Raw genomic sequence first — 26,300 nt, 5'->3', positions numbered from 1 at the left:
CTTCCGTCGGCCCCTTCACCGTCCGGAGACCCCATGACGAACCAGCCACCGGCCGGACCGCGCAGCCGCCGACCGGTGATCCTCCTGATCATCGCCCTCCTGATCAGCGCCCTGCTCCTGACCCTGTTGGCCGTCGGTACGGTCAGCTACCTGGTGCTGAGCCGCCGGGCGGAGCCGGCCGCGGCCCCGCCTACGCGACCTATGAGGCGCCGAGCCCGATGACACAGGTCGAGACCGACGACTACAGCTTCTCCTACCCGCAGAGCTGGAAGCCCCAGGCTCCGGGGGAGGACATCTCATCCTTCGAGTACGTGCTCACCACGCTCGATGCGGCGGAGAACTCGAAGATGGCCGTCATGGACTACGTGGTCGAGAACGGCATCGAGGAGGAATGCGCGTCCCAGGCGGAGCGCCTCCGCTATCAGGAGATGCCCGAGGTCGAGGTCGATGGCCGCGTCAGCCTGCATTACCAGAGCATCAGCGAGGATCCGGAATCCGGCGAGACGGTCGTGGAGGACCTCTGGTGCTTGCCGCGGCATCTCCATATCGTCGTCGTCCTGGGTCGCACGAGCGGCCCGGAGGCCGAAGCCGCCGGAATCTCCGAGGCGCAGAAGGTCATCGACAGCTGGAAGTGGACCTCGCCGGAGTGAGCGCTCACCCCTGAGGGTCCGTGGCCTCCGCCTCGGGGCGCCAGGTCCAGTTCTGGAGCACGATCTCGGCGGCCGGGCTCTGGGTGGCCTGCTCATCGGAGGAGTTCTCGGCGAGGACGAGGAGCGAGGTCGTGCCCTCCGCCATGCAGTACATGTCGCCCTGGTGCCACTGCCCGTCGGCGAAGGAGACCCACCGCTGGTGGATCGCGTCCACGCCGTCGACCGTGACGGGGGCCAGGACCTCGGCGGACACCGTCGCCAGGCCCTTCGCCTCCGCGAGGTCGAGCATGAGCGCGCAGAGATCGTCGGGCTCGAGGACATCGTCCGTCTCACGGGCGATGGTGACGCTCTGCTGCGAATCCGGGGACACCAGGGCGGCGAGCAGCCTCGTCGTGGGGATCCGGGGGTCCTCTCCTGCCGTCCATCCCGCCGGGGCGACCGTGCTGATGCCCTCCAGCTCGAGCGGAACGGTCTCCATCTGTTCCTGCGCATCGCGCTGGACGACGAGGTAGGTGACCCCGCCGCCGATCACGAGGACCAGCACGAGGCACAGGACTCCCGCGCAGACCCATGCCGCGATCAGGGGCCGACGGCCCGTGGGCGGTCGACCCACCGGGGCCGAGGTCTGTCCCGATGCCGTCGCGATGTGCGTCGTGTCCCCGGATCCGGCCGTCACTCGGGGATCTGCCAGGTGATCGGGGAAACGCCCTGCGCCTCGAGCAGCTCGTTGACCTGGGAGAACGGGCGAGATCCGAAGAACCCGCGGGACGCGGACAACGGGCTGGGATGCGGGCTCGCGACGTAGGGCACCTCGCCGAGCAGCGGGATCAGGGTCTGTGCATCGCGCCCCCACAGGACCGCCACGAGCGGCCCACCGCGAGCGACCAGAGCCTGGATGGCGGCCTCGGTGACCTGCTCCCAGCCCTGTCGACGGTGCGAGGCAGGAGCCCCCGGGGTGACGGTGAGGACCCGGTTCAGCAGCAGCACGCCCTGGTCCTGCCAGGCGGTGAGGTCGCCGTGCACGGCCCGCGGGATCCCGAGGTCGCTCTCGAGCTCGGTGTAGATGTTCGCGAGGGATCGGGGCAGCGGCCGCACGTCGCGGTGCACGGCGAAGGAGAGCCCGAGGGGATGGCCCGGGGTCGGGTAGGGGTCCTGGCCCACGATGAGCACCCGCACCTCCGACATCGGCCGGGTGAAGGCCCGCAGCACCGCATCGCCCTCGGGGAGGTATCCGCGGCCGGAGTCGACCTCGGCGCGCAGGAACTCGCCCAGCGCATGGATGCGGTCCTCGACGGGGGAGAGGGCGCGGGCCCAGTCGGTGCTGAGGGTCTCGGTGAGCGGGGTCGGCATGTGAGCAGTCTTCCACCGGCCGGGGTGGTGCGGCGAGCCGGGTTCGGGAGAGGCCCGCTGCCGCGTAACCTCGAGCTATGCCGCCAGATACCGCCCCGGATCGCGACCGCGCCGTGCGCGGATCAGGGCGTGACGTGGGACGCGGGATGGAGGAGTCCGGCCCGGGGGAGAGCCCCGCAGGCGGCTCCGAACTCGGAGCCGGCCGCGGTGACGCGCCGGGCGAGGTGAGCGACCAGTCACTTCCGGGCCCGCAGGGCGGATTGGCCGAGCGCGACCGGATGATCCTCGCGCTGGAGTCCCGCACCTTCCGGTACATCGGCGCCAAGGAGCGTGCGATCCGCGAGGAGATCGGGATCTCCAAAGTGGCCTATTACGTGCGTCTGAACTCGCTGCTCGATGATCCGGCGGCCCTCCGGGCGGCGCCGTCCGTGGTCAACCGGCTGCGCGGCCGACGCACCTCCGAGGACGGTTCCGCGCCGACCCGCGACTCCGGTCGCGTCGCCTGAGGAACGGCCTTCGCCGCCCGACGGAGCGGCCGACGGGGCGTGTGCTCCACACCCTCACCGCATGAAGCAGGTTTAATGGGGCCGTGGCTGATTCCCAGTATCCCTTCCCGCCGGACCGATTCGATGACGAGGCCGACTCCGTGTCCTTCCACGGCGCGCATCGCGCCGAGGAGCCGTTCTGGCGCCAGAACCTGCTCTACATCATCATCATCGGAGCCGCGCTCGTGATGCTGATCGTGCTGCTCTTCCTCATCGGAGGCCGAGGTGGCGACGGTGACGAGCGTGCTCAGGATCCGACGACGCCAGCCGCGAGCGAGACCAGCGATGCACCTGCTGAGGAGACCACCGAGGAGGAGCCCGCCGCCGAGGCGGACAAGTCCATCCCGATCCAGGTGGTCAACGCCGGGGGGATCAACGGCCTGGCCGGCCGGTGGCAGTCCACTCTCGAGGACTCGAAGTGGGAGAAGGTGAACGTAGGCACCGCGGATCACGTCCAGCAGGAGGCAGTGGTCTTCTACCGCGACGAGGCGGACGCGGAGACGGCCCAGGCCCTCGCGGACGAGGTCGACGCCGGAGAGGCCCGACAGAGCGACGAGTACGAGGCCCGCATCACCTACGTGGCCGTCTCCGACCCGGACTCCGGCAACGGCGATGGCGGTGGCGACGAGGGCTGATCGCCGCCGCACGCAGAGCAGCTGACGCGCGCCGCCCTCCCCGACGGGGACGGGCGGCGCGCGTTCTGCTGCGCCTGCGTCGTGACTCCGCCGTCGTCCCGATGTCGGCCGCTGCCCGTCGGCCCAGAGCGGAAAGGTGGGATCCGGACCTCTGGAGTTAGCACTCTCCGGCTCCGAGTGCTTATGATGTTCTGGCACTCGATGATCGAGAGTGACAACGCCTCAGGGTGTCGTCGCGCTCGGGAGTCGTGGGCCTGATCGGACAGCAGAACACTGCTGACCGGCCACGAACATTCCGGCCCCGTGAGGGGCTCTGCGCCGTGGGACATGAACACGGTGCGGGGTCTCGTCCGTCGCGGGCACAGGGTCGGGTGGACACCACACCACACGGGAGAGATTCCATAATGGCCAAGCTCATCTCTTATGACGAAGAGGCCCGGCGCGGTCTCGAGCGCGGAATGAACCAGCTCGCCGACGCCGTCAAGGTCACCCTCGGTCCCAAGGGCCGCAACGTCGTGCTCGAGAAGTCCTGGGGCGCGCCCACCATCACCAACGACGGCGTGTCGATCGCCAAGGAGATCGAACTCGACGATCCCTACGAGCGCATCGGTGCCGAGCTCGTCAAGGAGGTCGCCAAGAAGACGGACGACATCGCTGGCGACGGCACCACCACCGCCACCGTCCTCGCCCAGGCCCTCGTCAAGGAAGGCCTGCGCAACGTCGCAGCCGGCGCCAACCCGATCGCGCTCAAGCGCGGCATCGACCAGGCCGTCGCCGCGGTCTCCGAGACCCTGCTCAAGCAGGCCAAGGAGATCGAGACGAAGGACCAGATCGCTCACACCGCGGGCATCTCCGCTGCTGACCCGGCCATCGGCGAGCTCATCGCCGAGGCGCTGGACAAGGTCGGCAAGGAAGGCGTCATCACGGTCGAGGAGTCCAACACCATGGGCCTCGAGCTGGAGCTGACCGAGGGCATGCGGTTCGACAAGGGCTACATCTCGCCCTACTTCGTGACCGACGCCGAGCGCCAGGAGACTGTGCTGGAGGACCCCTACATCCTCCTGCTGTCCTCCAAGGTCTCCTCGGTCAAGGACCTGCTGCCGCTGCTGGAGAAGGTCATCCAGGCCGGCAAGCCCCTCGCGATCATCGCCGAGGACATCGAGGGCGAGGCCCTCGCGGTCCTCGTCGTCAACAAGCTCAAGGGCTCCTTCAAGTCCGTGGCCGTCAAGGCCCCGGGCTTCGGCGACCGCCGCAAGGCGATGCTGGAGGACATGGCCATCCTCACCGGTGGCCAGGTCATCGCCGAGGAGGTCGGCCTCAAGCTGGAGACCGCTGGTCTCGAGCAGCTCGGCCAGGCGCGCAAGATCGTCGTCACCAAGGACGAGACCACCATCGTCGAGGGCACCGGCGACGCCGAGCGCATCGCCGGTCGTGTGTCCCAGATCCGTGCCGAGATCGAGAACTCGGACTCGGACTACGACCGTGAGAAGCTCCAGGAGCGTCTCGCGAAGCTGGCCGGCGGCGTGGCCGTCATCAAGGCCGGCGCGGCGACCGAGGTCGAGCTCAAGGAGCGCAAGCACCGCATCGAGGATGCCGTGCGCAACGCCAAGGCCGCTGTGGACGAGGGCGTCGTCGCCGGTGGCGGCGTCGCGCTGCTGCAGGCCGGCAAGGACACCTTCGACAAGCTCTCGCTCGTCGGCGACGAGGCGACCGGTGCGAACATCGTCAAGGTCGCCATCCAGGCTCCGCTCAAGCAGATCGCGGTCAACGCCGGTCTCGAGGGTGGCGTCGTGGCGGAGAAGGTCATCCACCTTCCCGTCGGCGAGGGCCTGAACGCTGCCACCGGCGAGTACGAGAACCTGCTCGCCGCCGGCATCATCGACCCCGTCAAGGTCACCCGCTCCGCGCTGCAGAACGCGGCGTCCATCGCGGGCCTGTTCCTGACCACCGAGGCCGTCGTGGCCGACAAGCCGGAGCCCAAGGCCCCGGCCGGTGGCGGCGACGACATGGGCGGCATGGGCGGTATGGGCGGTATGGGCGGCATGATGTGATCCAGCCTCACGGCTGATCACCCTCCGCTCGCCTGAGCGTCACGGGCCCCGATCCTCTCCGGAGGGTCGGGGCCCGTTGCTGTCCCCAGGTGCTTCCCGGGGCCTGCCCCAGTGCTGCCCCAGGGAACTCCCGGGAACCGGCGTCGTCAGGGCGCGGACAGAGCCGGGGTCGGGGCCAGGTCTGGGTCAGCGCAATGAGCGCAGGTAGAGCCGTCGGTACCGGCGCTGCAGGACGAGCGCTGCGGGAAACAGGAGACCTCGCCATCCGGGGGCGGCCGCGGTGACTGAACGCAGCGTCAACGTGACGGTGCCTCGCTCATCGCGATGGACGATGAACGCCTCCTCCCCGCGCACCGGGTGGCCCCGACGGGTGGCGTAGGAGAGCGCCACTCGGTTCTGCTCGCCGATCACGTCGAGGACGACCGCCGGTTCACGGACGCGCAACGGCCCCAGCGACGCGATGATCGTCAGCGTCTGCCCCGGAAAGGGGGCCGCTGTGGACGGCGCGAGAGCGAAACCGCTGCGGGTCTTCACGGCCCATTGAAGGACGTCGCGGGAGGCTCGATCCCAGCAGCTCTGTCCGGTACCGATGACCTTCGACGCGGTGAAGGCACTGCCCCAGGTCGGATGGGGTGACCATGCGATCTGGCCCGCCGCGGTGATCCCGGGGTCCGGGCAGGTGAGGTCCTCGGGGAGGTTCATGTCCAGGAGCGTAGCGGTCGGTCCGCGCGGTGCCGAGAAGGATCCTGCGTGCTGAGGGCGGCGTGGGTCCCATGCGGCAGGGCACGGACACGGCCGATGCGACAAGGCGTTCGCCGCGGACGCGTCCTCTCTGCACACGCTGCTCAGGCTGCGGACGCACCACCTCACCAGCGCCGACCAGCTCGCGCTGATGAAGCGCGAGGCGATCCTCGTCAACACCGGCTGGGGCGAGGAGGCGCGAGGTCGTCGACACCGGCGACCCGGCGGTGGCAGCCGTCTGCCTGGTCAGCGACGTGGGATGCCTCGTGCCCGATCGCACCTGGCAACTCTCGGCAAGCGATGAGACCGATTTCCCGAGCACTGACAACCTGGTCGAGGTCGACCACGCGATGCGACCGGGCGCTGCCGCCCTCGGGCGGGGCAGCCCAGGACGACGGGCCTCCCAGGGCCCGAATCCCCTGTATCGCGCCTGGTCTCGGCCCCCGGGATCTGCGGGGGACGACGCGAGCCCGGCTCCGCCGCCGAGGCAGATCGCGCACGCGGTACCGCTCCACCGCGTGACGCCGGACCAGGAGCGTCCCATTCGAGGAGGAATGCAGTGCGAACACCTTTGCCCCGCCGTCGAGGAGCCGACCGCTCCGTCGCCGGCCACGGTGCGACGAGGGGGGTGGGCCGACGAGGATTCCTCAGGGCCCTTCCCGTCGCTGGCGCGGGCGCCGCCCTCTTGGGCGGCTGCGCCACCCAGGAAGGCGCCGTGACCGACGTGGACCGGGTCCTGTCCATCTCGCTCGGACAAGCGGAATCGCACCCCAGCTATGACTCGCTGATCTCCTTCGGCGAGCGCATCGCCCAGGCCACCGACGGCCGCTACGGCGCCCGCGTCTACGCCAACAACTCGCTGGGCGATCAGCAGGAGACGGTCCAGCTGGTCTCCGACGGCGCGATCGACATGGCCGTCATCTCCGGCACCCAGATCGAGAACTCCTCGCCCCGCTTCCTCCCGATGAACGTGGCGGGAGTGTTCGACGACATCGACCACCAGAACCGCGTCATGCTCGACGAGTCGATCGTCGGCGAGCTGTTCGCCTCGCTCGAGCCGCACAAGCGGCTCTCCGTGCTCGGCGGATACACGCAGGGAGGTCGGCACCTCTACACCACGAAGGGTCCCATCGAGACCCCCGAGGACCTCGCCGGGATGAAGATCCGCGTCCAGGAGTCCGAGATCTTCCTGCGCCTGATCACCAACATGGGCGGGGTGCCCACCCCGATGGCCTACAGCGAGGTGTACACCGGCCTGCAGGCCGGCGTGCTCGACGGTGCGGAGAACAACGAGATCTCCTACGTCACCCAGCGCCATTACGAGGTCGCCAAGCACTTCACGATGACCAACCACCTCGTCGGCTACGACTTCATGCTCGCGAACACGGACCTCCTCGAGGGGATGGACGAGGCGGACGCCGACGCCCTGCGCGAGGCCTGGGCCGTCACCCAGAGCGAGTTCGTCGAGATCTGGAAGCAGCAGACCGCCGACGCCACCCAGGAGATGCTCGACCGCGGTGTCGTGATCACCGAGCCCGATCCTGACGTGTTCCTGCCGATCATCGAGGAGACCGGGCTGTCGATCCTCGAGGATCCCGCGGACATCGCCCTGTACGACGCGATCCGCGCCGTGAGCGAGAAGGAAGGTGCCTGATGCTGTTGATCCGTGAAGGACTGCTCAACGTCCTCAAGGTGCTGTGCATCGTGCTGTTCTCGGTGCTCGTGCTGGTCGTGGTCTGGCAGGTGTTCACCCGCCAGGTCCTCGGCGCACCGAGCCCCTGGACCACCGTCACCGCGCAGTACATGTTCGTGTGGCTGAGCCTCTTCGCCGCCACGCTGGTCTTCGGGGAGCGCGGCCACATCGCCGTCGACTTCCTGGCGCTGCGCGCCCCGGGCGTCGCCCGTCACGTGCTCATCGTCCTCGTGCAGGGATGCACGCTCGCCTTCGCCGTGCTGGTCATGGTGTGGGGAGGCATCCGCGGGATGTCGATGTCCTGGGACCAGGTGATCCCTGGTTTTCCCTTCACCGTGGGGCTGATGTATCTCGCCCTGCCCGTCACCGGAACGATGATCGCCTTCCTGGCTCTCGAGGACCTCGTTCTCGCACTGCGCGGCGATGAGCTCGCCCCGCTCGAGGAGACCGACGACGAGGCGGCCGAGAGCTCCGGCGCCGCAGCCGCGGTCGTCGAGAACCTGGACGTCGATCCGGGCCACGACCTTCACCTCGACCAGGGCGGCGGGACCGATACCACCGCACGTCCCGGTTCTCGCACCGACACCGAGAAGGAGCACTGATCATGGATCCCGCCATGCTCGCCGGGATCATCCTGATCATCGGCATCCTCGTCCTCATCGCCATCGGCGCCCCCATCGCCATCGCGATCGGGCTGCCCTCCGTGGTGGCGCTCATCGCCGTCATCGGCTTCGAGCCCGCAGTGTTCGTCTCCGCCCAGCAGATGTTCACCGGCGCGAACTCGTTCTCCCTGCTCGCGATCCCGTTCTTCGTGCTGGCAGGGCAGCTCATGAACACCGGCGGCGTCGCCGCCAGACTGATCGACGCGGCGAAGGTGCTGGTGGGCCGGATGCCCGGCTCCCTCGCCCAGACCAACGTGGTCGCCAACGCCCTGTTCGGGTCCGTCTCCGGTGCGGCCGTGGCCTCGGCCGCGGCGGTGGGCGGCATCCTCGGACCTCGGCAGCGCAAGGAGGGCTACGACCCGGCCTTCTCCGCAGCGGTGAACGTCGCCTCCGCCCCGTCGGGCATGCTGATCGCGCCGTCGAACACGCTGATCGTGTACTCGCTCGTGTCATCGACCTCGGTGGCGACGCTGTTCGCCGCCGGCTACGGCCCGGGCCTGGTGTGGATGCTCGCCTGCGTCGTCATGGTCTGGCTGGCCGCCAAGCGCAACCCCGCGCTGGTCGGGTCCGACGACGGCGCCGCACGCGGCGAGCTCACCCTCGCGACCGCACTGCGCACTCTGCTCGCCGCCGTGCCCGCCATCTTCATGATGGTGGTCGTCATCGGCGGTCTGGTGGCAGGGTTCTTCACGGCGACGGAGTCCGCGGTGATCGCGGTGGTCTACTCGCTGGTGCTGGGCTTCATCTACCGCGAGCTGACCGTGAAGAAGCTGCCCGCGGTGATCCTCTCGGCCACGCGCACCACTGCCGTGGTGCTGCTGCTGATCGCGGTCTCCGGGGTGCTCGGCTGGGTGCTCGCCTACGCGACCATCCCGCAGTTCATCGCCACGGCGCTGCTGGGGGTCTCGAGCTCCCCGATCATCGTGCTGCTGCTGATGATGCTGGCGCTGCTGGTCGTGGGCATGTTCATGGATCCGACGCCGGCGATCCTGATCTTCACCCCGATCTTCCTCCCGGTCGCGCTGGAGCTGGGCGTGGATCCGATCCACTTCGGCCTCATGATCACCTTCAACCTGTGCCTGGGCACGATCACCCCGCCGGTCGGAGTGATCCTGTTCGTCGGGGCCCGGGTGGGTCGGATGAAGGTCGAGCCGGTGATCAGGCGTCTGCTGCCGTTCTACGTGCCGCTCGTGACCGGCCTGCTGCTGATCGTCTTCGTCCCGCAGATCTCGATGTTCATCCCGAACCTGCTGGGCATGTCCAGCGAATGACACAGGCCGCCCGCTGAGCGGGAGATCGGCAGCATGACGGGGTCGACCACAGGACGGGGTCGACCACAGGACGGGGTCGACCACAGGACCGAGTCGACCACGGGACGGAGAGGGCCACGGCGATCACGCCGTGGCCCTCTCCGCGTCAGGCCGCGTCACACGAACGGATTCCAGTACCGCCCGCCGTTGACCATCACGAGCACGATCGGCACCGCCACGAGCACCACGGCGAGGAGCATGACCAGCACGTCCCACCCGCGCACGGGGGTGCTGACCAGCCACGTGCGGCCCTTCCCCCGCCCGAATCCCCGCAGCTCCATCGCGGCGGAGACTGACTCGATGCGGTCGAAGGTGCCCAGCAGCAGCGGCATCAGCACCGCGCTGAGATTCCGCAGCCGGGTGCGGAGGCCGGCTCCGCGGGAGGTGTCGAGTCCGCGCGCCTGCTGGGCCTGGGAGATCGTGCGGAACTCCCGCTGCACGTCGGGGATGTAGCGCAGGGCGAGGGAGATGGCGTAGGAGAACCGGTAGGGCACCCCGAGCCGGGCGAGCGAGGAGGCGAACTCCGGCGGCCGGGTGGTTGCCACGAACAGCAGCACGGCCGGCAGCACCGCGAGGTACTTGAGCGTGACGGCGAGCTGGTAGAACAGCTGCTCGGTGGTCACGTCCCAGTGCCAGGGCCCGTCCAGCAGGACGTGCCGGGTGCCGAACAGCTCTGTGCCGTAGCCCGGGGCGAACAGGAAGATCCCGATGTTGTTGAGGGCCATGAAGATCGTGATCAGCCAGAGCACCACGGAGAGGTCCCGCAGTCGCACCCCGGAGACCGCCCACAGCACGACGGAACCGGCCGCGACCGCGGCGAGATAGCGCACGTCGAACCCGATCATCGCTCCGAGCACGACTCCGAGAGCGAGGGCGAGCTTCGAGACCCCGGAGAGGGCATGGAGGGGGCCGGTGCGGTCGACGTATCCCAGCAGCGGACTGCTCATCCGGCGTCCTCCTGTGAGGCCCGCTCCGTCGGCGCTGCCCTCGCGGCCCGGTCCACCGCGACGAAGCGGTGCACGAGGCGGTGGGGGTCCTCGATCCCGCAGCGACGGGCGAGGTCGTACAGCCCCGTGGTCACGAGGTCGGCGCGGCCGCTGAGCGCCGGATCGGTGAGCACGACGGCCGGGTCGGCGTCGGCCAGCAGATGCCCTTGCGAGAGCACGAGCACCCTGTCGGCGTACTCCAGCGCGAGGTGCATGTCGTGGGTGATGAGCAGGACCGTGGTGCCGGAGTCGTGGAGCGTGCGCAGGAAGTCCATGAATTCGGTGTAGTGCGCGAAGTCCTGCCCAGCGGTGGGCTCGTCGAGGATCAGCATCTCGGGTTCGAGGGCGAGCACGCTGGCGATGGCCACGCGCTTCTTCTGGCCGTGGCTGAGTGCCGAGACCGGCCAGGAACGGAACGGGGCGAGCCCGCAGGCCTCGAGCACCGTCGTGATGCGTCGGGCGATCTCCTCCTCCGCCATGCCGCGGGCCCGCAGACCCAGGGCGATCTCCTCGGTGACCAGCGGCCGCGAGAGCATCTGGCCGGGCTCCTGCAGCACGAAGCCGATGTGCTCGCCGCGCTCGGCGAGGCTCCAGCCGCGGGCGTCGACGGCGCCGATCCGCAGCTCCCCGCCGCTGAGGCGCTCGAAGCCGCAGATCACCCGGGCGAGGGTCGACTTGCCGGCGCCGTTGGAGCCGAGCACGCCGAGCATCTCCCCACGCTGCACGCGCGCGGTGATCCCGTCGAGCGCCACGGTGGCGCGCTCAGGGCCGACGGGAATCTCGCAGCGCACGTCCCGCAGGTCCAGGGCGGTCCCGGGCTGCTCGGTCCGGCCCCTCTCGGATCGCAGGCCGTCGGACGGCGGGACGTCGGACGGCGGGCCGTCGGACGGCACGCCGTCGGCCGGCACGACTTCGGACCGCGAGCTGCCGGACCGTGCGCCGTCGGCCGGTTCGTCGCCGACCCAGTCGCGCACCGCGGCGACCTGCTCGTCCGTCAGGGCGATGTCGCTGCTGCGCGCGGGATGCTGCGCGGCGGTGGCCGGCGTCCCGGCATAGCGCAGAGCGGTGAGATGCAGGGGCGGGCGGATGCCGTGCTCCTCGAGCAGGCCCGAGGTGAGGACCTCGTCGGGGGCGGCATCGGCGACGATGCGGCCGTCGGCCATCAGCACGATTCGGTCCACGTCCCGGTGCAGGACGTCCTCGAGGCGGTGCTCGACGATCACGATGGTGCGGCCGTGGTCCCGATGCAGGTCGTCCAGCAGTTCCACGGCAGCACGACCGGAGGCGGGGTCGAGGTTCGCCAGCGGCTCGTCCAGCAGCAGCACCTCGACGTCGTCCACGAGCACCCCGGCGATGGCCACGCGCTGCTTCTGCCCGCCGGAGAGCGCCTGCGGGGCGTCCTCCAGGCGGTCCCCGATCCCGGCGAGCTCGGCGGCGCGAGCGATCCGTGCGGGCATCTCCGCGCGGGGGACCTGCTGGTTCTCGAGGCTGAAGGCGATGTCCTCGGCGACGGTGAGGCCCACGAACTGACTGTTGCTGTCCTGCAGCACGGTGCCGACCACGGAGGCCGTCCGCACGATGGGCACCTCGGCAGGGTCCGTGCCGCCCACGCTCACGGTGCCGCTCGCGGTGCCGCGGTGGTGGTGCGGGATCAGCCCGTTCAGGGCGTGGAGCAGAGTGGACTTGCCCGACCCCGAAGCGCCGACGATCGCGATCTTCTCGCCGCGACGCACCGTGAGGTCGATGTCGTGCAGGGTCGGCTCGGCCTGGGCGCGGTACTGGAAGGTGTAGCCGCGCAGCTCGAGCAGCGGGGCCTTCTCCAGCGGGCCTTCTCCAGGTGGGCCCGGGGCGTGCGGTGCCGTCACTGGTCGCGGCTCAGCGATCCGCTCCGGGTGCGGGTGCGGGCGTAGACCGACACGATGATCGTGGCCAGGACGCAGGCCGTCACCGAGTTCGCGACGAAGGCGAGCGCTCCCTGCGCCCACACCTTGTTCGCCGGCTCGGAGTAGATCAGCACGTCGCCGAGCGGAGCGATGAGCAACCAGGCCACCGCGTTGGCGAGGAGGATCGAGAGGTTCAACCGGATCGCCAGGGGCTTCCCGAACTCGCCGTCGGCGATCGCGTGCTTGAGCATCAGGACGCCCACGACCAGGCCGAAGACGCCCGAGGCGAGCTCCCAGCTGATCCAGATCCCGTAGCCGGTGACGTCGATGAGGAGATGGCCGATGAAACCTGCCAGCGCTCCCACGAGGGGCCCGTAGAGCACAGCGAACACAGCCAGGATCGCGTATTGGATATTGATCGAGGTGTTGGGGATCGGCGTCGGGATCGCGGCGAAGCGTCCGAGCACGAAGAACAGTGCGGCGCCGATGCCGATCGCGACCACCTGGGTCACGGGGGAGTGGGAACGGATCATGAGGTGTCCTTGGGGTGGAGGGGCAGGGGCGTCAGCGCACCGGCACGAGGGTGACGTGCCAGGAGGCGCCGGTGCCGAGGGAGAAGGCGCGGGCGTAGTGACCGCGGTTGATGGCGATCGCCATCCGGTCCAGGGAGTTCACGTACAGCAGCGACTCGCCGACCTCGACGGCCGCGAAGCTGCGGGCATAGGTGACCTGGGTGGCGTGCACGACCGTGTCGTGGTGGTGGACCCGCACCGTCACCCGGTCGCCGGGAGCGACGTCGAGTTCGCGGAAAAGGGTGCGGGGGATCGACGTCCACAGGGATCCGTAGCGCACGTCGAGCGTGTCGATGATGCCGACCACGCCGCCCTCGCGCAGCTCGGGCTCGGTGACGGGCAGGCGCACCATCTGCTCGAGCTCGACGACGGGGCCGACGTCCTCGAAGCTCGTCGCCCCGGCGGCGAGGCGGGCCCCGGTGAAGGCGTAGATGTCGCGACCGTGGAACGTGTAGGACTCCTCGGACCCGGGCCGACGGTTCTTCGTCTCGTCGATCTCCCGCAGCTCGGTCACGCCGAAGATGTTCTCGAGATGGGTCAGGGTGCCGTTGTCCGGGGTCACGATGTAGTGGCCGGTCCCGGTGCGGGCCACGACGGAGAGTCGGTCCGAGCCCACGCCCGGGTCGACGACGGAGACGAACACGGTGCCCTCGGGCCAGTACGTGAGCACCTGGGCGAGCCGGTAGGAGCCCTCCCAGATGTCGTACGGAGGGATGTTGTGGGTGACGTCGTGGATCCGCAGAGCGGAATCGACGCCCACGGCGACGCCGTACATCGCGCTGACCGCGCCGTCGTCGAGGCCGAAATCGGATTGCAGGACCAGAGCTCGCATGGGGCAAGTATGCGACGAGGTCGTGCCCGACGGCCCGCGACCGCGTCATACGCCGCCATCTGGCAGGTATCGGGTTCGTGATCGGCCTGACGGATGAGCCTCGGATCACCGAGGATGGAGGGATGATCCTCCCTGATGTCCAGCCGCCCGCCCTGACGATCCTCACCCAGAACATCCGCTATCACGGGAGTGGGACGCTGCCGGGGGAGCCGGACCACTGGGGTGATCGGGCTCCGGTGCTCACGGATCTGCTGACCGCCGCCGACGCCGACGTCGTGGGCGTCCAGGAGGTCCTCGCCTCCCAGATCCCGGTGCTCGACGAGGCACTGGCAGGAACCCATCAGCGCCTCGGCATCGGTCGTGAGGGCGGCGGGCGCGGCGAGCACAACCTGCTCTACCTGCGGCGGGACCGTCTCGAACTGCTGGACTGGGACCAGTTCTGGCTCTCCGAGCAGCCCGCGCTGATCGGTTCCGTGGGCTGGGACGGCCACTGCCCCCGCATCGCCGTCTGGGCTCGGGTCCGGGACCGGGGGACCGGCCAGGAGCTGGTGCTCGCCGTGACCCATCTCGACCATGCCGGGGAGCGCGCCCGCGAGCAGGGGGCCGAGCTGGTGGCCCGGCGCCTGCAGGAGGCGGCTGACGGGGCGCCGGCCGTGCTGATGGGCGACTTCAACGCCGCCGGTGGCAGCAGCGCGCCGTGGAGCGTGCTGCAGGGCGCGGGTTTCGCGGACGCGCACGATGTCGCGGACACCTTCGAGGGCGAGGACATCGGCACCTTCCCCGACTACGGGGAGCCGGTGGTGGGGGAGACCCGGATCGACTGGATCCTCACCCGCGGGATGGACGTGGAGTGGACCACCACGCACCGGCATCTGCTCGAGGGCCGTGCCCCGAGCGACCACGCCGCGGTCGCCGCAGTGGTGCGCCCTGCTGTCGCCTGAGCCGTTCCGTGAGCCGCGTGCCCGGCAGCTTCCTGAGAGGGTGCCGGGCACGCTCTGTGGAGCAGAGCCTGAGGTCAGAGCCCCCAGGCCTCGGCGAGGAGTTCGAGGCCCTTCAGCCGATCGGCGGGGTCGAAGGAGTAGGCGGTGAGGATGAGCTCGTCGGCCTGCGTGGTCGCGACGATCTCCTCGAGCTGACGGACCACGGTCGCCGGCGAGCCGACGGCGCGGATCGAGAGGGTCTGGTCGACCTGCTGGACGAGGTGTGGCGCGGCGACCTCGTCGATCGGACGCGGCGGCTGGATCTTCTGACGCTGACCGGTGACCACACCGAGGAACATCTGCTGCAGCGTGGTGAACTGCCGCTGCGCCTCCTCGTCGGTCTCGGCGACGACGAGGTTCACCCCGACCATGGTGTGCGGTGCCTCGATCTGGGCGGCCTCGGCGCGCGGGTTGAAGTTCTCCCGGTAGGTCTCCAGCGCCTTGAGGTGCTGGAACGGCGCGAAGTGGGACGCGACGGAGAAGGGCATGCCGAGCTGGGCCGCCAGGCGCGCGCCGTTGGCGGTGGAGCCGAGGATCCACATGGGCACCTCGGTGCCGCGGGCGACATCCGCCGAGATCGGCAGACCGCCGGAGGTCGCCTCCTCGCGGGACCAGTCCCGCATCTGCTCGACGGCGGCGATGAACGCCTGCGGCTCCGCGGAGGTGCGGGCCAGCAGCTGCGCGGTGAGCTGATCGGTGCCCGGCGCGCGGCCCAGCCCCAGGTCGATGCGATCCCCGTGGAACTGCACCAGGGTGCCGAACTGCTCGATGACCGCGAGCGGGGAGTGGTTGGGCAGCATGATGCCGCCGGATCCCACGCGGATCCGCTGCGTCAACGACGCGGCACGGTCGATCAGCAGCGAGGTGGCGCTCGAGGCGAGGGAGTTGGTGTTGTGGTGCTCGGCGAACCAGTAGCGCTCGTAGCCCAGGCGGTCGGCGGCCTGCGCCCCGGCCATGGAGGCCTCGATGCCCTCCCGGGTGGACATGCCCTCCGAGATGGGGACGAGATCGAGCAGCGACAGCGGCACATGGGGAGCGTTCATGTCTCGAGCCTAGCCATGGTGCATCGGACATGGCGGGGGAGCGGATGAGACGTTCTCGACCGCGGAATCGGGAAGATCCTGCCGGTGCTCCACGTTGACCACGGCATGAGGCTCTCCCTGCTCGACCGCTCCCGCACGCGCCACGGCCAGCCGGAGGCGGCCGCGCTGGGGCACTCGGTCGAACGTGCGATCGCGGCCGAGAGCGCCGGGTACGAACGGTTCTGGGTGGCCGAGCACCACACGGTCCCCGGGATCGCGAGCGGGTCCCCGGCCGTGCTCCTCGCGGCGATCGGTGCCCGCACCTCCCGGATCCGGCTCGGCTCCGGGGGCGTGATGCTCCCCAACCACCGCCCGCTCGTGGTCGCCGAGCAGTTCCGCATGCTGGCCGCGCTGTACCCGGGGCGCATCGACCTCGGCGTGGGCAGGTCGCTGGGGTTCACCGAGCCCGTCCGCCAGGCCCTGGGCCGGCTCGAGGCGGGCCCCGACTCCTTCGCGCAGGAGATCACCGAGGTGCGTGACCAGCTCGAGGGCGAAGCGCCGCTCACCGCCCGGCCCGACGACGTCGGCGACGTGCCCCTGTTCGTGCTCGCGACGGGCACCGGGATGGACACCGCCGCGGACCTCGGACTTCCCGTGGTGATCGGCGGACCGATCCTGGACTCCCCGGAGCTGCCGGAACGCCTCGCCTCCTACCGCCGCGCGTTCCGCGCCCACCGCGGCAGCGCCCCGCAGATCCTCGTGTCCCTCGATGCGCTGATCGCCGACACCGACGACGAGGCCCGGGAGCTGGCGCTGCCCGAGATCTGGGCGATGGCCCGTTCCCGCTCCACGGGCCTGTTCGAGGCCCTCGAGCCGGTCGCACGGATCCGCGCCACGAGCTGGAGCGCCTCGGAGTCGCGGCGCGTGGAGCAGGGGCTCGCCACCACGGTCGCCGGCTCGGCGGGCACGGTGCGCCGACGGATCGAGCAGATCCTCGAGCGCACCGGCGCGCACGAGGTCCTCGCGACCGGGTCGACCTACGACCGGGAGGCGCTGAGCGCCTCGGACCAGGCGCTGGCACGTGTCCTGAGGGGCTGAGTATCCTGCGTCGGCCGACGGGTGCGGCCCGCAGCCACTGCTCCAGCGGGACATGCGAGATCGACGGACTCGCGCTCTCACAGCGCTTTGCCGGGATTGAGCAGGTGCTGAGGGTCGAAGGCGTCCTTCAGCCGGCGCTGCAGGGCCCGGGAGTCGGCTGAGAGCTCGAGGCCCAGCCAGCGCTGCTTCGCGGTGCCGATGCCGTGCTCGCCGCTGATCGTGCCGCCGAGGTCCAGAGCAGTCCGGACCAGGTCGTCGGCCGCGTCGAGGATCGCGTCCGGCAGCTCGGCGGCAGGATCCTCGGGCACGCCGGGCAACGAGAAGGCGGGGTGGAGGTTGCCGTCGCCTGCATGGGCGACCACGGAGGTGCGCACCCCGTGGCGGCGGCCGATGGCCTCCAGCTCCGCCAGGATCTCCGGCAGTCGGGACTTCGGCACCGCCACGTCCTCGCCCAGGCGTGCCCGGCCGCCTCCCGCGGCTCGGCTGGAGCGGCGCAGTTCCCAGAGCTGTTCCGCCTCCGTCTCGTCCTCGATGACCCGCACGGTCCCCCCGGCGTCGGTGAGGACTCGAACCAGGTCGCCCGCCTGCTCCTCGATGCCGTAGCCGTCGAGCTCGAGCAGCAGCATCGCGCTGTCGGCGTCCGCGATCTGCGCTCCGGTGTAGGAGTCGATGTCGGCGAGAGTTCCGGCATCCAGCAGCTCGGTCGCCGCCGGGCGCACAGGGCTGCGGGAGATCGCCCCGACCCCCGCGGCTGCCTGAGCGGCCGAGGGGAAGCGGGCCAGCACGGTGCGGCGGGCCACCGGGAGCGGATGGACCCGCACCGTGGCCGCCACCACCACGGCGAGGGTTCCCTCGGAGCCGATCAGCAGCTGGGTGAGGTCGAGGCCGGTGACGCCTTTGATCGACCGGTGCCCGGTGCGCAGCAGGGTGCCGTCGGCGAGCACGACCTCGAGAGCCAGCACGGACTCGCGGGTCACCCCGTATTTCGCGCAGTGCAGCCCGCCGGCGTTGGTGGCGATGTTGCCGCCGATCGTGGAGATCCGGGCGCTCGCCGGGTCAGGGGCGTAGAAGACGCCGTGCGGGGCGAGGGCAGTGGAGAGATCCGCCGTGATCACGCCCGCTTCGACGACGGCGACCTCGTCGAGGGGATCGATCTCGCGGATCGTCGTCAGTCGTTCCAGGCTCAGCACGATCACGCCGTCGGTGGCGGTGGCCCCGCCGGAGAGCCCGGAGCCCGCACCTCGCGGCACCACCGGAGTGCCCGTGCTGCTCGCCAGACGCATCGTGGCCTGGACCCCCTCGACATCTCGGGGGAGGACCAGCACGAACCGCGCGTCGGCCGCGGGACGCACTCCGCGATCCGCGCCGTAGCTCGCGTCGGGGACCCGGGGGACCGCGTCCTCGCCGAGCTGGTCACGCAGGCGAGCGGCGAGCTCGTCGAGCGAGGTCGAGGGGCCGGATGGTTCGGTGCTGGTCACGGATGCTCCTTGGGCGAGGTGCACAGGCCGCGGGGCGGCAGGTCGGCGACGGGGTCAGTACCCGGAGTGGCCGTACCCGCCCGGTCCCTGCTGCCCTCCGGGCGCGAACTGCCCGGCGGATGCAGACTGCGCGCCGGCGGCGAACTGCATGCCGAGCTGGGCTCGCACGTGCTCGTTGTGCTTCGAGGCGGCGACGCAGCCCCAGATCATGCTCACGATCCAGGTCGGGATGCCGACCAGCGGCGCGAGGATCACGAGGACGGAGCCAATGCCGAGGGTGATCAGTGAGATGAAGAAGACGACGATGCCGGTGAGCACAGCCAGGACCAGGTCGATCCCGATCATCACCAGGGCGCCGCCCACCGTGGAGTACAGCATTCCCAGCGGGCCGAAGAAGAAGGTGAGCACGAAGGCCACGCCCACGCTCTTCTGTGCTGGAAGGTACGCCGGCGGCATGACCATGCCGGGGTGTCCGGGCGGCGGACCGTAGGGCTGCACGGGCGCGTACGCCTGATGCTGGGACCCGGCGAGCGGATCGTAGCTGCGGGCGCCCGTCCCGACCTGGCCGGAATCCACGTATCCCAACGGAACCAGTTCGCCGGACAGCGTGGGCGGAGTGCGGCCGTCAGGCCTCTGCGCGTCGTACGGGTTCTGACTCATGCGTCCTCCTCGTCGGCCGGCTCATGGGCACATCGTAGGCCCGAGGGCGGACGATCCTCGCCGGTCCTCCACGTCGGACGCCTCCGTCGGCCCTGAGCCCTGAGCATTGCCTGGACTCCTCAGACCCGCGGCGGACGGGTGGGGTCGTGGTCATCACCGTGGATCGGCACGTGCGCCTCGGGGATGTCCTCGTAGCTTGCCGGATCGGAGATGGGCTCGAGGTGGGTGAGCACGGTGAGGCCGGGCAGAGCGCCCTTGAGCTCGTCCTCGAGGTCCTCGATGTAGTCGTGGCCCTGCTTGACGGTCCATTCGTCGGGCACCAGCACGTGCACGGTCATGAAGCGCTCCCGGCCGGCCTCGCGGGTCTGCAGGCCATGGAAGGTGGTGCGCATGCCATCGGTGCGGCGGCGCAGGATCTCGGTGGTGACCTCGTGGTCCTCATCCGGCAGGGCCTTGTCCAGGAGTCCGGACACCGACTCGGTGAGCAGGCTGATGCCGGTGACGATGATGTTGACTCCCACGGCGAAGGCGACGAGCGCATCGAGCCGCTCCCAGCCGGTCAGCGCCACCAGTCCCACGCCCACCAGGACGCCGGCGCTGGTGACGACATCGGTCATCAGATGCTTGCCGTCGGCACGCAGGGTGATCGAGTTGTGGGTCTTGCCGGCGCGCAGCAGCACCAGGGCGACGCCGCCGTTGAGCACGGAGGCGATCACCACGATGACCAGGCCGATGCCGAGGTTCTCGAGCGGGCGCGGGTTCACGAAGCGCTCGACGGCGGTGACCATGATGACCGCGGCGGCCACGAAGATCATCAGACCCTCGACGGCGGCGGAGAAGTACTCGGCCTTCGCCCGGCCGTAGAGGAAGCGCTCGGTGGCGGGGCGGGCGGCGACGGTCAGGGCGATCAGGGCGACGACGGCGGCGACGAGGTTCACGGTGGACTCGGCGGCATCGGAGAGCAGCCCCACGGAGTCCGTCATCGCCCAGGCGCCGGTCTTCAGCACGATCGTGATGATCGCCGTGACGATGGAGAGCCAGGCGAACTTCCGCAGGTCCACTGTCGGGCCGGGTGTCGACCGCTGAGGGGCGGCGTCGGGGGGTGGGACGGTCATGAGCGGGAATCCTTGTCGGAGGGGTCGGGCTGAGCGGGTGATCCGGACAGTGGGGGATCGGGGGCGAGGGTGCCGTCCGGGGCGATGTGCTCGAAGATCTGCTCGACGAGCGAGAGCACGTGCGGGTCCTCCACGGTGTAGAAGCTGTGGCGGCCCTCGCGATGCGCGGAGACGATGCCGGCCAGCCGCAGCTTGCTGAGGTGCTGGCTGATCGTGGGGAGGCTGAGCCCCACCTTCGCGGCCAGGGCGCCGACGTCGAACCGGCCGGTGCTCATCAGGCTGACCAGGTGCAGGCGTGCCGGGGAGGCGAGCAGGGCGAAGGTGTCCGCTGCGGCGGCGAGCTGCAGCTCGGTGGGGTCCTGCTGGCCGGGCGAGCGGGGTCCGTCCATCGATGTCTCCTGGGTACTGGGTACTGGGTACTGGGTACTGGGTACTGGGTACTGGTGCTGGGTGCGAGTACGTCGGCCCCGGACCGCTTCTCGGGCGGTTCCCGCGTGCCGGGTGCGGCATCGATCCTGATACGAGTTCGTCAGTTGCGCAAGTAGCGAAGTGTGGAAGGTGATCCGTTCGTCGGGGCCGACGGGACAGGGCGGCCGGGGAGGTGGGTTGAGCGGCACCCGGGGTCCCGTATCGTGAGCGATCGTCGAGACACCGTCGTCCGAAGGAGACTGCACATGTACAACCTCTCCGTGGTGCTGGAGGACAGCGCCCGTACCTTCCCTGATCGCCCCGCACTGGTGCTGGGCCCGCTGAGCCTGACCTACGCGCAGGTCGATGCCGCCGCGAACCAGGTCGCGAACCTGCTGGTATCGCAAGGCATCGTGCCCGGCGACCGGGTGGCGCTGAGCTGCCCCAACCTGCCCCAGTTCCCGATCGTCTACTACGGCATCCTCAAGGCCGGCGCGGTCGTGGTCCCGCTGAACGTCCTGAACAAGGCTCGGGAGGTCACGTACTACCTCGACGACGCCGACGTGAAGGCACTGTTCTGCTTCGAGGGGACTGAGGACCTGCCCATCGGGAAGTACTGCCATGACGGCGCCCTCGCCGCGAAGACCCCGCCCCGTATGGTGCTGATGACGGCGGACCCTGCTGCGACGAGCCCCTACGAGGGCGTGCCCACGCTCACCGAAGCCGTCGCCGGGATGCTTCCCACCTTCGAGACCGTGCAGGCCCGGGAGACCGACACCGCGGTGGTCCTGTTCACCTCGGGCACCACCGGGAAGCCCAAGGGCGCCGAGCTCAGCCACTCGAACCAGCTCATCAACGCGCTCACCTGCAACCGGCTGTTCGGCACCGTGCCGGGCAAGGACACCCATTTGGTGGCCCTCCCGCTCTTCCACACCTTCGGTGCCACCGTGAACCTCAATGCCGGCTTCTCGATGGGCGCCACCTTGGTGCTGCTGCCGCGCTTCGAGGCGAAGCAGGCCCTGGACCTGCTGGTCCAGCACGAGGTCACCCTCTTCGCGGCGGTGCCGACGATGTGGTGGGGACTGCTGCACGCGCTCGAGGGCAGCGCCGCGGCGGAGACCCTCGCGCAGACCCTGACGCTGGGCATCTCCGGGGGCGCGGCCCTGCCGCTCGAGATCCTCAACGGCGCGAAGGAGCGGCTCGGGATCTCGATCCGGGAGGGCTACGGGCTGTCCGAGACCTCACCGGTGGCCTTCTTCTCCCTGCCCGACCGGCCGCGGCCGGGGTCCATCGGTCTGCCGATCTGGGGCATCGAGGCCAAGCTCATCGATCCGGCGGACCCGGACTGGGCCGAGGTCACCGAGGTCGGGGAGGTCGGGGAGCTGGCCGTCCGCGGCCACAACATCATGACCGGGTACCTCGGTCGCCCCCAGGACACCGAGGCCGCCATCCGCAACGGCTGGTTCCGCACCGGCGACCTCGCCAAGCGCGACGAGGACGGGTTCTACTTCATCGTGGACCGTTCCAAGGACATGATCGTGCGCGGCGGCTACAACGTGTATCCGCGGGAGATCGAAGAGGTGCTGATCTCCCATCCGCAGGTCTCGCTCGCCGCGGTGGTCGGCGTGCCGAACGAGGAGCACGGCGAGGAGGTCAAGGCTTTCGTGATCCTCGAGGAGGGCGCCTCCGTCACCGCAGAGGAGCTGCGCGCCTGGGGCAAGGAGCAGATGGCGTCCTACAAGTACCCCCGCGAGGTGGTGCTCCTCGAGGAGCTGCCGATGACCGCGACGGGCAAGATCCTCAAGCGCGAGCTGAGCTGACTCCGACCTGACAGCGAACGGGCCGGGATCGGCACCCGTGAGGGTGCCGATCCCGGCCCTGATGTCCTTCGACGTCAGACGACGACGCGCGTCGCCTCTGTGTCCGTGGGCAGGCCTGCGTCGCGGTAGGCGCGGAAGCCGCCGATCAGATCGGTGGCGTTCTCGAACCCGAGATCCCGCAGGTCACGAGCGGCGAGCGAGGAGTAGTACCCCTCGTTGCAGACCACGACGATCGTGTCGTCGTGCTCCGGGCCGCTGTCCATCCGGTGCGCGCTGCTGGGATCCAGCCGCCACTCGAGCACGAGGCGATCGATGACGGTCGCCCCGGGGATATGTCCCTCGGACTCCCGGGTCGCCGCAGGGCGGATGTCGATCACGTGGGCATCCAGCTCGACCAGATCAGACAGCGCGGCCGGCTCGATGCGCTCCACGCCCAGACGGGCGGCGTCGAGGATCTCCTCGATCGTGTGGGACGCAGGAGCCTCGGCCCGGCGCCGACCGGCGCCGGCCTCGGTCACCGGTTGCGTCCCGAGGAGAAGGCCGCGAGGCCACCGCTCGCGGAGCCGTTCCCGGAGCCCTCGGAGCTGGTCGTGTAGCGCGCGGGGGCGCTGTCACGACGGCCGCCGCTGCGTGCGGGACGACCCTCGCCGCCCTGGCCACGACCGCCCTGGCCACCGCGTCGGCCGCCACCGGAGCGCTGACCGCCACCGGAGCGCTGACCGCTCTCGGAGCGGGCGTCCTGCTCGCCGGAGCCCTGGCCACGACCGCCCTGACCACCACGGCCGCCGCCCTGGCCGCCACGACCGCCCTGGCCGCCGCGTCCGCCGCGACCACCCTGGCCGCCGCGTCCGCCGCTGGTGCGCTCGGGGCGCTCGGCCGGCTCGGGGGCACGGGGCTCATGCATCTCGGTGCGCTCGCCGGGGGCGAGCTGCGTGAGCACGGCAGAGGAGGGGTTGACCTGCGGGTGGTAGGTCGGCTTGATGCCGGCCTTGCGCATCAGATCGCTCACATCGCGCTTCTGATCCGAGGTCTGCACGGTGATCACGGTGCCGGACTCGCCGGCGCGGGCCGTGCGGCCCGAGCGGTGCAGGTATGCCTTGTGCTCGACGGGCGGGTCGGCGTGGACCACGAGGGCCACCTCGTCGACGTGGATGCCGCGAGCGGCGATGTCGGTGCAGACCATGGTGGTCGCGGTGCCGGAGCCGAAGGCCTCGAGGTTCCGCGTACGGGCGTTCTGCGAGAGGTTGCCGTGGAGGTCCACCGCGTCCACGCCGCGGGCGGCGAGCTTGCGGGCGAGGTTCTTCGCGCCGTACTTGGTGCGGGTGAACATGATCGTGCGACCGGGAGCGGCGGCGAGGTCACGCAGCACGTCGAAGCGCGCATTGCCGTCGACCTCGAGCACGTGGTGCTCCATGGTGCCGACGGGGCTCGAGGCCGGGTCCGCCGAGTGGGTGACGGGCTCGTGCAGGAACTGCTTGACGAGCTTGTTGACGCCCGAGTCGAGGGTGGCGGAGAACAGCATCCGCTGACCCTTCGGCGGGGTCTTGTCGAGGATCTTGCGAACCATGGGCAGGAAGCCCATGTCGGCCATGTGGTCGGCCTCGTCGATGACGGTGATCTCGACGCCGCCGAGGTCCACGTGGCCCTGGCCCATCAGGTCCAGCAGACGCCCGGGGCAGGCGACGAGCACGTCGACACCGTTGGACAGGGCCTTGACCTGAGGGTTCTGGCCGACGCCGCCGAAGACGACGGTGCTGCGCAGGCCGGTGGCCTCCGCGAGCGGCACGAGGGACTCGGCGAGCTGCGAGGCGAGCTCACGGGTGGGAGCGAGGATGAGCGAGCGCGGCCGACGGGAGACCCGACGACGGGGCTCGGCGATCAGACGGGCCACCAGGGGCAGCAGGAACGCGTAGGTCTTGCCGGAGCCCGTGCGGCCCCGGCCCAGGACGTCGCGTCCGGACAGGGAGTCCGGCAGGGTCGCGGCCTGGATGGGGGTGGGCTGGGTGATGCCCTGGGGCGCGAGGGCGTCGACCAGGACAGCGGGCACGCCGAGGCGTGCGAAATCGGGGGAGGTCACGAAAGGTGATCCGTTCTGAAGATGCAGATCCCGCCCGATGCGTCCGGTGCCCGGGCGCTGCCGTGGCAGCGGCTCAGAGGCTGCGCTGTCACCACCGTGAGGTGGGACCTGTGCCGCGGCGGGATGACGGCACGCAGCAGCAACGGTAGACCCGCCTCCGTCCAGGGGGAATGATCGACGCGCAGGATGTGAGATACCACTGTCCGCGCGCGGCCGTCGGCCCCGCCGCAGGTGACGTGCGCGACGCGGAGCGAGGATCCCCCCGCGTCGACGCCGCCCCGCGTCGTTTCCGCCCGGGGCGGGCACCGCCCGACCCCGGGGCTTCCCGGCACCGCCCGACCCTGGCACCACCCGGTGTCGATCGGCACTGCCCGGTGTCGCGTGGAACCGCCTCGGAGGGCTGGTGGGAGCCGGTATCCTTCCCACGTGAGATGGTCGGAGTCCGATAGCGACCCGGCAAATCGACAGGGTCGACAGGGCTGACAGGATCGACGAGGAGCGAGCGATGGCACGCAGAGTGAGCATCAAGGACGTGGCCCAGCGCGCCGGGGTGTCCTGGAAGACGGTCTCGAACGTCGTCAACGAACGCCCTGTGGTGCGCGCCGACACCCGGGAGAAGGTGCTCGCGGCGATCGACGACCTCGGGTACGTGCCCAACCACATCGGTCGTGACCTGCGCGGCGGCCCCACGAAGTCGATCGCCCTGGTGGTCCCCGAGCTCCAGAACCCCTACTTCGCCCGCCTCGCGGAGCGCATGCAGGCCGCCGCCCGCGAGCGCGGCTACACGGTGAGCGTGGAGGTGTCGCTCCACAGCGCCGAGGTGGAGCGGGCCCATGTGCGCGGCCGCACCGCGCGCCCGGTCGACGCGGTGATCATCTCGCCCTCCGCGCTCGAGCCCTCCGATCTCCTGGATCGCCGCTCGGGACCACCGGTGGTGCTGCTGGGGGAGAGCCTCACGGCCGCCCCGAACGTCGTGCACGTGGCGATCGACAACGTCTCCTCCGCAGCGGACGTGGTCCGCCACCTCGTCGGCGCCGGCCATCGTCGGCTCCTGTTCCTCGGCGCGGAGGGCGCGGTGCGCTCAACCGGCACGGACCGCCTGGCCGGGTTCACAGCGGCGAGCCGCTTCGCCGACCTGCCGCAGGAGCGCGCCCTGATCCGGGCCACCGCCGCGTGGGACCGGGAGTCCGGGCGCGACGAGGTGCTCCGTGCGCTGGAGGAGGGCATCGCCTTCGACGCCGTCGTCGCCGGCAACGACCTGCTGGCGATCGGCGCACTCGCGGCCCTGCGTGAGCGGGGGATCGGGGTCCCGGAGGACGTCGCCGTCGTGGGTTGGGACGACATGGTCGAGGCCACCTGGTCCGTGCCCACGCTGACCTCGGTCGCCCCGGACCTCGACTCCCTCGTCGCGGCCGCCCTCGCCGCCGCGATCTCCGGCGCGGAGCGGGGTGCCGAGCGGGACGCAGGCCAGGCTACGGTGGGCGCCGACGCGGGCGGGACGGGCGCGGCGAGCCGAACGGGTGGGGCGGGACAACCGGGCGCGGCGAGCCGAACGGGTGGGGCGGGACGCACGGGTGGGGCGGAGACCGTGATCGCCCACCGTCTGATCGAGCGGGAGTCCACCCGGTCGTGACCGTCGGCCGCGAGAACGCCCTGAAAAACCTGCTTTCCCACGTTGCAATCATGGGGAGGGTGCGCTTGACTGGCTTCTGACCGATCCGTACCGGCGCCT

Annotated in this window: 26 protein-coding genes and 1 pseudogene; 13 read left to right on the top strand and 14 right to left on the bottom strand. The window is 70.4% G+C overall.

Features of this window, described 5'->3' with window-relative positions; genetic code table 11:
* Positions 1-33: 33 nt before the first annotated feature.
* The gene (locus ACT3T5_RS01375; protein WP_444593369.1) at positions 34-222 is read left to right on the top strand and encodes a hypothetical protein; all 189 of its coding nucleotides are present in this window, start codon (positions 34-36) and stop codon (positions 220-222) included.
* Complete coding sequence (locus ACT3T5_RS01370; protein WP_444593368.1) at positions 219-650, top strand: hypothetical protein; 432 nt, start codon at positions 219-221, stop codon at positions 648-650. Before ACT3T5_RS01375 ends, ACT3T5_RS01370 begins: the two co-directional genes overlap by 4 nt.
* A gap of 4 nt (positions 651-654) precedes the next feature.
* Here ACT3T5_RS01370 and ACT3T5_RS01365 read toward each other — a convergent pair whose 3' ends face one another.
* Together ACT3T5_RS01365 and ACT3T5_RS01360 are read right to left on the bottom strand one after the other, a co-directional pair.
* A complete protein-coding gene (locus tag ACT3T5_RS01365; protein ID WP_444593367.1) occupies positions 655-1,326 on the bottom strand; it encodes a hypothetical protein in 672 nt (223 codons plus the stop codon).
* Positions 1,323-2,000: a uracil-DNA glycosylase gene (locus ACT3T5_RS01360; RefSeq protein WP_444593366.1), complete on the bottom strand. Its 678-nt coding sequence runs from the start codon at positions 1,998-2,000 to the stop codon at positions 1,323-1,325. Before ACT3T5_RS01360 ends, ACT3T5_RS01365 begins: the two co-directional genes overlap by 4 nt.
* A gap of 77 nt (positions 2,001-2,077) precedes the next feature.
* On the opposite strand from ACT3T5_RS01360, the gene ACT3T5_RS01355 reads away from it, so the two are divergent.
* The 3 genes from ACT3T5_RS01355 (at position 2,078) to groL (ending at position 5,231) form a co-directional block, all read left to right on the top strand.
* Complete coding sequence (locus ACT3T5_RS01355) at positions 2,078-2,506, top strand: DUF3263 domain-containing protein (RefSeq protein ID WP_444576398.1); 429 nt, start codon at positions 2,078-2,080, stop codon at positions 2,504-2,506.
* A gap of 83 nt (positions 2,507-2,589) precedes the next feature.
* On the top strand, positions 2,590-3,180 hold the full coding sequence (locus ACT3T5_RS01350; RefSeq protein WP_444576397.1) for a LytR C-terminal domain-containing protein: 591 nt from the start codon (positions 2,590-2,592) through the stop codon (positions 3,178-3,180).
* A 404-nt stretch (positions 3,181-3,584) separates the two neighbouring features.
* The gene (groL, locus tag ACT3T5_RS01345; protein ID WP_444593365.1) at positions 3,585-5,231 is read left to right on the top strand and encodes a chaperonin GroEL; all 1,647 of its coding nucleotides are present in this window, start codon (positions 3,585-3,587) and stop codon (positions 5,229-5,231) included.
* Between the two features lie 186 nt (positions 5,232-5,417).
* On the opposite strand, the gene ACT3T5_RS01340 is transcribed toward groL, so the two are convergent.
* Positions 5,418-5,933, bottom strand: a complete 516-nt coding sequence (locus ACT3T5_RS01340; protein ID WP_444576395.1) for a DUF1990 family protein — start codon at positions 5,931-5,933, stop codon at positions 5,418-5,420.
* Between the two features lie 127 nt (positions 5,934-6,060).
* Here ACT3T5_RS01340 and ACT3T5_RS01335 point away from each other — a divergent pair.
* The 4 genes and pseudogenes from ACT3T5_RS01335 to ACT3T5_RS01320 form a co-directional block, all read left to right on the top strand.
* Positions 6,061-6,276 (top strand): annotated as a pseudogene (locus tag ACT3T5_RS01335) (NAD(P)-dependent oxidoreductase); the annotation flags it as partial.
* Positions 6,277-6,687: 411 nt separating this feature from the next.
* The gene (locus tag ACT3T5_RS01330) at positions 6,688-7,626 is read left to right on the top strand and encodes a TRAP transporter substrate-binding protein (RefSeq protein WP_444576394.1); all 939 of its coding nucleotides are present in this window, start codon (positions 6,688-6,690) and stop codon (positions 7,624-7,626) included.
* Positions 7,626-8,267, top strand: a complete 642-nt coding sequence (locus ACT3T5_RS01325) for a TRAP transporter small permease (protein WP_444593364.1) — start codon at positions 7,626-7,628, stop codon at positions 8,265-8,267. Before ACT3T5_RS01330 ends, ACT3T5_RS01325 begins: the two co-directional genes overlap by 1 nt.
* Positions 8,268-8,269: 2 nt before the next feature.
* Positions 8,270-9,598 (top strand): TRAP transporter large permease, encoded by a 1,329-nt coding sequence (locus ACT3T5_RS01320; RefSeq protein WP_444576392.1) that lies wholly within the window; start codon positions 8,270-8,272, stop codon positions 9,596-9,598.
* Positions 9,599-9,753: 155 nt separating this feature from the next.
* Here the strand turns inward: ACT3T5_RS01320 and ACT3T5_RS01315 are convergent, their stop codons facing one another.
* The 4 genes from ACT3T5_RS01315 to ACT3T5_RS01300 are packed head-to-tail and all read right to left on the bottom strand — an operon-like array spanning position 9,754 to position 13,910.
* A complete protein-coding gene (locus tag ACT3T5_RS01315) occupies positions 9,754-10,584 on the bottom strand; it encodes an energy-coupling factor transporter transmembrane component T family protein (RefSeq protein WP_444576391.1) in 831 nt (276 codons plus the stop codon).
* Positions 10,581-12,488 (bottom strand): ABC transporter ATP-binding protein, encoded by a 1,908-nt coding sequence (locus tag ACT3T5_RS01310; RefSeq protein ID WP_444593363.1) that lies wholly within the window; start codon positions 12,486-12,488, stop codon positions 10,581-10,583. Before ACT3T5_RS01310 ends, ACT3T5_RS01315 begins: the two co-directional genes overlap by 4 nt.
* On the bottom strand, positions 12,485-13,039 hold the full coding sequence (locus ACT3T5_RS01305; protein ID WP_444593362.1) for an ECF-type riboflavin transporter substrate-binding protein: 555 nt from the start codon (positions 13,037-13,039) through the stop codon (positions 12,485-12,487). The genes ACT3T5_RS01310 and ACT3T5_RS01305 overlap by 4 nt, the downstream gene beginning before the upstream one ends.
* 31 nt (positions 13,040-13,070) lie before the next feature.
* A complete protein-coding gene (locus ACT3T5_RS01300) occupies positions 13,071-13,910 on the bottom strand; it encodes an SAM hydrolase/SAM-dependent halogenase family protein (protein ID WP_444576388.1) in 840 nt (279 codons plus the stop codon).
* Positions 13,911-14,032: 122 nt separating this feature from the next.
* Here ACT3T5_RS01300 and ACT3T5_RS01295 point away from each other — a divergent pair, with 122 nt between their 5' ends.
* On the top strand, positions 14,033-14,851 hold the full coding sequence (locus ACT3T5_RS01295; protein ID WP_444593361.1) for an endonuclease/exonuclease/phosphatase family protein: 819 nt from the start codon (positions 14,033-14,035) through the stop codon (positions 14,849-14,851).
* A gap of 74 nt (positions 14,852-14,925) precedes the next feature.
* Here ACT3T5_RS01295 and ACT3T5_RS01290 read toward each other — a convergent pair whose 3' ends face one another.
* The gene (locus ACT3T5_RS01290) at positions 14,926-15,933 is read right to left on the bottom strand and encodes an LLM class flavin-dependent oxidoreductase (RefSeq protein ID WP_444593360.1); all 1,008 of its coding nucleotides are present in this window, start codon (positions 15,931-15,933) and stop codon (positions 14,926-14,928) included.
* 105 nt (positions 15,934-16,038) lie between these two features.
* On the opposite strand from ACT3T5_RS01290, the gene ACT3T5_RS01285 reads away from it, so the two are divergent.
* A complete protein-coding gene (locus ACT3T5_RS01285) occupies positions 16,039-17,010 on the top strand; it encodes an MsnO8 family LLM class oxidoreductase (RefSeq protein ID WP_444593359.1) in 972 nt (323 codons plus the stop codon).
* 77 nt (positions 17,011-17,087) lie between these two features.
* Here ACT3T5_RS01285 and ACT3T5_RS01280 read toward each other — a convergent pair whose 3' ends face one another.
* The 4 genes from ACT3T5_RS01280 to ACT3T5_RS01265 form a co-directional block, all read right to left on the bottom strand.
* Positions 17,088-18,488, bottom strand: coding sequence for an FAD-binding oxidoreductase (locus ACT3T5_RS01280; protein ID WP_444593358.1), 1,401 nt, complete (start codon positions 18,486-18,488; stop codon positions 17,088-17,090).
* Positions 18,489-18,542: 54 nt separating this feature from the next.
* The gene (locus ACT3T5_RS01275) at positions 18,543-19,148 is read right to left on the bottom strand and encodes a hypothetical protein (protein WP_444593357.1); all 606 of its coding nucleotides are present in this window, start codon (positions 19,146-19,148) and stop codon (positions 18,543-18,545) included.
* Positions 19,149-19,267: 119 nt separating this feature from the next.
* Positions 19,268-20,263, bottom strand: a complete 996-nt coding sequence (locus ACT3T5_RS01270; protein WP_444593356.1) for a cation diffusion facilitator family transporter — start codon at positions 20,261-20,263, stop codon at positions 19,268-19,270.
* Positions 20,260-20,652: an ArsR/SmtB family transcription factor gene (locus ACT3T5_RS01265; protein WP_444576381.1), complete on the bottom strand. Its 393-nt coding sequence runs from the start codon at positions 20,650-20,652 to the stop codon at positions 20,260-20,262. The genes ACT3T5_RS01270 and ACT3T5_RS01265 overlap by 4 nt, the downstream gene beginning before the upstream one ends.
* Before the next feature lie 285 nt (positions 20,653-20,937).
* Between ACT3T5_RS01265 and ACT3T5_RS01260 the strand changes: the two genes are divergently transcribed.
* Entirely contained in the window at positions 20,938-22,491 is a 1,554-nt protein-coding gene (locus ACT3T5_RS01260) for a long-chain-fatty-acid--CoA ligase (protein ID WP_444576380.1), read from the top strand.
* A 74-nt stretch (positions 22,492-22,565) separates the two neighbouring features.
* On the opposite strand, the gene ACT3T5_RS01255 is transcribed toward ACT3T5_RS01260, so the two are convergent.
* Entirely contained in the window at positions 22,566-23,009 is a 444-nt protein-coding gene (locus ACT3T5_RS01255) for a rhodanese-like domain-containing protein (RefSeq protein ID WP_444593355.1), read from the bottom strand.
* Positions 23,006-24,568 (bottom strand): DEAD/DEAH box helicase, encoded by a 1,563-nt coding sequence (locus tag ACT3T5_RS01250; protein ID WP_444593354.1) that lies wholly within the window; start codon positions 24,566-24,568, stop codon positions 23,006-23,008. The genes ACT3T5_RS01255 and ACT3T5_RS01250 overlap by 4 nt, the downstream gene beginning before the upstream one ends.
* A gap of 505 nt (positions 24,569-25,073) precedes the next feature.
* Between ACT3T5_RS01250 and ACT3T5_RS01245 the strand changes: the two genes are divergently transcribed.
* Complete coding sequence (locus ACT3T5_RS01245) at positions 25,074-26,201, top strand: LacI family DNA-binding transcriptional regulator (protein ID WP_444576377.1); 1,128 nt, start codon at positions 25,074-25,076, stop codon at positions 26,199-26,201.
* The last annotated feature ends 99 nt before the right edge of the window (positions 26,202-26,300 follow it).

The organism is Brachybacterium sp. AOP3-A1-3 (assembly GCF_052378285.1).
Classification (GTDB): domain Bacteria; phylum Actinomycetota; class Actinomycetes; order Actinomycetales; family Dermabacteraceae; genus Brachybacterium.
This window is presented reverse-complemented; position numbering and strand designations above follow the sequence as displayed.